This is a genomic window from Mesorhizobium sp. M7A.F.Ca.CA.003.01.2.1 (assembly GCF_003998945.1).
GTDB classification, from domain to species: Bacteria; Pseudomonadota; Alphaproteobacteria; order Rhizobiales; family Rhizobiaceae; genus Mesorhizobium; species Mesorhizobium ciceri.
In genome coordinates this window covers 1-4,195 of record NZ_RZRA01000487.1, presented here as the reverse complement: position 1 = coordinate 4,195, position 4,195 = coordinate 1, and the positions used below count along the sequence as shown (strand labels likewise).

Below are 4,195 nucleotides of genomic sequence, written 5' to 3'. Positions count from 1 at the left end.
GCACCATGGGGGCGCCAAAGGAGAGCGGCAGCCAACTCATGCGACAGCCTTTCCTGGCCGATCGCCACCAGCGATGCCTGCACGACCGCCAGCGGTCGGCCTGACCGAGGGGCCATCAGTGGTCATCGCCATGTGCAGCCGCACCAGCGCGTCGGAGGCGAGCCGATCGGTGTGGTTGACGGTAAAGCTCCAGCCAAGCCGCTTGCACCAGGCGGCCAGTTCGTGGCGGCGGGCGGTGTAGAGCAGGCGATACTCATCACCCAGCATTTCGGCGCGGCCGGCGGTCAGCTTGTCGCCGGTCTCGGGATCGGTGAATTCGGTGCGGCCGGCATAGGGGAAGGTCTCCTCGGCCGGGTCGGCGACCTCGATCAGGTGGGCGCGCACGCCGTGGCGGGCCAGCACGTCGAGCCAGGCCATCGTCTCCTCGACGGGATCGAGGAAGTCGCTGACGATGACGATGTCGCAGAAGCGCCTGATGTCGGACAGGTCGGGTTTTGCCGGCAGCTCGCCGGCATGCATCAACTGGGCGGCAATTCGTTCGGCGCCGTTGCGGGCGGTGAACGGGTCGGTGAGGCCCGGCCAGGCGATGCGTTCGCCGCTGCGCGACAACAGCTCGGCCATGGCCAGCGCCAGCACCAGCGCGCGCGATTGCTTGGAAACGCTGGCGCCTGTCGATTTGTAGAGCATCGACGGCGAGGGGTCGGCCCACAGCCAGACGGTATGGGCGGCTTCCCATTCGCGGTCGCGCACATAGGTGTGGTCGTCGCGGGCCGAGCGGCGCCAGTCGATGCGCGAGGAATCGCCCTCGACATAGGGCCGGAACTGCCAGAAATTCTCGCCGATGCCGCGCTTGCGGCGGCCGTGCCAGCCGGCGATCACGGTGTTGACGATACGGCGCGCCTCGACCAGCAGGTCTGGCACAAGCGAGGCCCGCAACCGGCCACGGGCGAGCGCGTCGCGCGTCGCTGCCGGAGCCTGGACCTCGCCGATGCGCGGCATCAAATCCCTTTCACGAGTTTCGCCACCACGTCACGCACGCTGGTGCCTTCGGCGCGGGCGGCGAAGGTCAGCGCCATGCGATGCTGCAGCACCGGCTCGGCCAGCGCACGGACGTCGTCGACCGAGGGCGCCAGCCGTCCGTCGTAAAGCGCGCGCGCCCTTGTGCACAGCATCAGCGCCTGGCTGGCGCGCGGGCCGGGACCCCAGGCGACGTTCTTATCGGTCTCGGCATTGCCTTGGCCGGGACGCGCCGAGCGCACCAGCGTCAGGATCGCCTCGACGACGCTTTCAGGCACCGGCATGCGGCGGATCAGCGTCTGGATCTCCTTCAGCCGCACCGGCTGCAGCACGTTTTGCGCTTTCGCGTCCTCGATGCCGGTGGTTTCCAGAAGGATGCGGCGCTCCGCCTCGATTTCGGGATAGAGGATGTCCACCTGCATCAGGAAGCGGTCAAGCTGTGCCTCGGGCAGCGGATAGGTGCCCTCCTGCTCCAGCGGGTTCTGGGTTGCCAGCACGTGGAAGGGCGCCGGCAGGTCATGGCGGGCGCCGGCAATGGTGACGTGGTATTCCTGCATGGCCTGCAGCAGCGCCGACTGAGTGCGCGGCGACGCGCGGTTGATCTCGTCGGCCATCAGCAGCTGGGCGAAGATCGGCCCGGAGATGAAGCGGAAGGAGCGTTTTCCGGTCTCGTCCTGCTCCATCACTTCGGAGCCGAGGATATCGGACGGCATCAGATCCGGCGTGAACTGGATGCGACGCGAATCGAGGCCGAGCACGATGCCAAGTGTTTCGACCAGCTTGGTTTTGGCGAGACCCGGCACGCCGACCAAAAGCGCATGGCCACCGGCCAGCAGCGCCACCAGCGTGCGCTCGACGACGCTTTCCTGTCCGAAGATGACCCGGCCGACCCCGTCGCGGATCCGGGAGATGTCGGCAAGCGCCTTCTCGGCCTCGGCGATCATGTCCTTTTCGCTGATCGGGCTTTCCTTGACCATCACGCTCATGCCGCATCGATCCTTGTGGTTGGAATACCATGGCTGGAACAACGGCTGCACCATACCATAAGTTGCCGCGATTCGGCCTCGCGTGGCGCCTACATCGAAACTTAAATCACAGACTTAGGCTGACAAGCGGAACAACAGTGACTATTTCGTGACCATGACGGGACCCTTGGGACATCGTGAAGAAAGCCTGACTGATGCCACCGAGGCGCGTGGTCTCGAGGCGCTGATCTCGCGCGCCGCCCGTGCCGGCAAGGGCGCGGCACCTGTCGAACGCTGGAATCCCGACTTCTGCGGCGATCTGGACATGGAGATCAAGGCCGACGGCACCTGGTTCTATCTGGGCACGCCGATCGGGCGCATGCCGCTGGTGCAGCTTTTCTCCTCGGTGCTGCGCAAGGACGCCGATGGCAGGACCTATCTGGTGACACCGGTAGAAAAGGTCGGCATCCGCGTCGCCGATGCGCCGTTCATCGCCGTCGAAATGGACGTTTCGGGCAGCGGCGAGGCGCAGACAATCACCTTCCGCACCAATGTCGGCGACGTCGTCGAAGCCGGGCCGGAACGGCCGCTGCGGTTTGTCGATGAGAACGAGACCGGCGGGTTGAAGCCCTATGTGCTGGTGCGTGGCCGTCTGGAGGCGCTGGTGGCGCGGCCGGTGATGTATGAACTGGTCGGGCATGGCGAGGAGATCGAAATCGGCGGCGAGACGATGTTCGCGGTGCGCTCCAAGGGCGCCGTGTTCCCGATCATGCCGGCGGACCAGTTGAAGCGGCTGAGCGCGTGATGGACCAGGTGACGCCGGCGCCGTTTTCATCCGCGGATTTTCGCGCGCGCTTTGCCGTGCAGCCCGATGCACATGCAGGCGACGACGACTATGGCGACCATCGCTTCAACCCCGGCCATCCGCGCCTCAACCAGGGCAAGGCGCTGCGCAATGCCGCGGTGCTGATCCCGGTGGTCGATCATGAGGGCGATGCGACGGTTCTTCTGACCAAACGGGCCGAAAAGCTGCGCAGCCATTCGGGGCAGGTGGCCTTTCCCGGCGGCACTATCGATCCGACCGATCCGAGCCCTGAGGCGGCGGCGCTGCGCGAGACCTTCGAGGAGATCGGGCTTGGCCGAGATGGCATCGAGATCATCGGCCGCATGCCCGACTATGTCGCCGGCAGCGGCTACCGCATCGCCCCGGTGCTTGGCATCGTGCGGCCCGGTTTCCAACTGACGCTCAACGCAGACGAGGTCGATGCCGCTTTCGAAGTGCCGCTGCGCTTCCTGATGGACCCGGCCAACCACAAGCGCGACAGCCGTATGTGGAACGATCTCGAATGGTTCTTCTACGACATGCCTTACGGCGACCGGCGCATCTGGGGCGTCACCGCCGGCATCATTCGTACTCTCTATGAAAGGCTCTATGCGTGAGTGTCTCGATCGCGGGCAGGGCCGATTGGCTCACCGACAAGCATCTACAGCGCCTGCTGTTCGCATTGGCCGAAGGCGGTGAAGAGGCGCGAGTCGCCGGCGGCGCGGTGCGCAACACGCTGATGGACCAGCCGGTCGCCGACATCGACATCGCCACCACCTGCTTGCCGCAGCAAACCCTCCGCCGCGCCGAAGCGGAAGGGTTCAAGGCGGTGCCAACCGGCATCGAGCATGGGACGATCACCGTGGTTGCCGGCGGAAAGCCCTATGAAATCACCACCTTGCGCGCCGATATCGAAACCGACGGGCGGCGCGCGAAAGTGTCGTTCGGGCGCGACTGGAAGCTCGATGCCGAGCGGCGCGACTTCACCATCAACGCGCTCTATGCCGAGGCCGATGGCAAGGTGGTCGACCTGGTCGGCGGCATTGCCGACATCGAGGCGCGCCGGCTGCGATTCATCGGCGACCCGGAAGCGCGCATTCGCGAAGACTACCTGCGCATCCTGCGCTTCTTCCGCTTCTTCGCCTGGTACGGCGACGGACGGCCCGACGCCGAGGGGCTGAAAGCCTGCGCCCGTCTGAAGGAAGGGCTGGCCCAGCTTTCGTCCGAGCGCATCTGGTCGGAACTGAAGAAACTTTTGTCGGCGCCCGATCCGTCACGGGCGCTGCTTTGGATGCGGCAGGCAGGTGTCTTGACCGCGGCGCTGCCGGAAAGCGAGAAATGGGGTATCGATGCCATCCATGGGTTGGCCAAGGCCGGCAAGGATCTGGGC

At 65.8% G+C, this 4,195-nt stretch carries 5 protein-coding genes; 3 read left to right on the top strand and 2 right to left on the bottom strand.

Translation table 11 applies throughout. From position 1 onward, the window contains the following. Nucleotides 1-36: 36 nt before the first annotated feature. The gene (locus EN969_RS19375; protein WP_013529967.1) at nt 37-999 is read right to left on the bottom strand and encodes a DUF58 domain-containing protein; all 963 of its coding nucleotides are present in this window, start codon (nt 997-999) and stop codon (nt 37-39) included. After that, nucleotides 999-2,003, bottom strand: coding sequence for a MoxR family ATPase (locus tag EN969_RS19370; RefSeq protein WP_013529968.1), 1,005 nt, complete (start codon nt 2,001-2,003; stop codon nt 999-1,001). Before EN969_RS19370 ends, EN969_RS19375 begins: the two co-directional genes overlap by 1 nt. Nucleotides 2,004-2,157: 154 nt before the next feature. Here EN969_RS19370 and EN969_RS19365 point away from each other — a divergent pair, with 154 nt between their 5' ends. The 3 genes from EN969_RS19365 to EN969_RS19355 form a co-directional block, all read left to right on the top strand. Continuing rightward, nucleotides 2,158-2,787, top strand: coding sequence for a DUF1285 domain-containing protein (locus EN969_RS19365; protein ID WP_013529969.1), 630 nt, complete (start codon nt 2,158-2,160; stop codon nt 2,785-2,787). After that, the gene (locus EN969_RS19360; protein ID WP_063168849.1) at nt 2,787-3,422 is read left to right on the top strand and encodes a CoA pyrophosphatase; all 636 of its coding nucleotides are present in this window, start codon (nt 2,787-2,789) and stop codon (nt 3,420-3,422) included. The genes EN969_RS19365 and EN969_RS19360 overlap by 1 nt, the downstream gene beginning before the upstream one ends. After that, a partial coding sequence (locus tag EN969_RS19355; protein ID WP_164758354.1) for a CCA tRNA nucleotidyltransferase occupies nt 3,419-4,195 on the top strand: 777 nt, incomplete at its 3' end. The genes EN969_RS19360 and EN969_RS19355, both read left to right, overlap by 4 nt.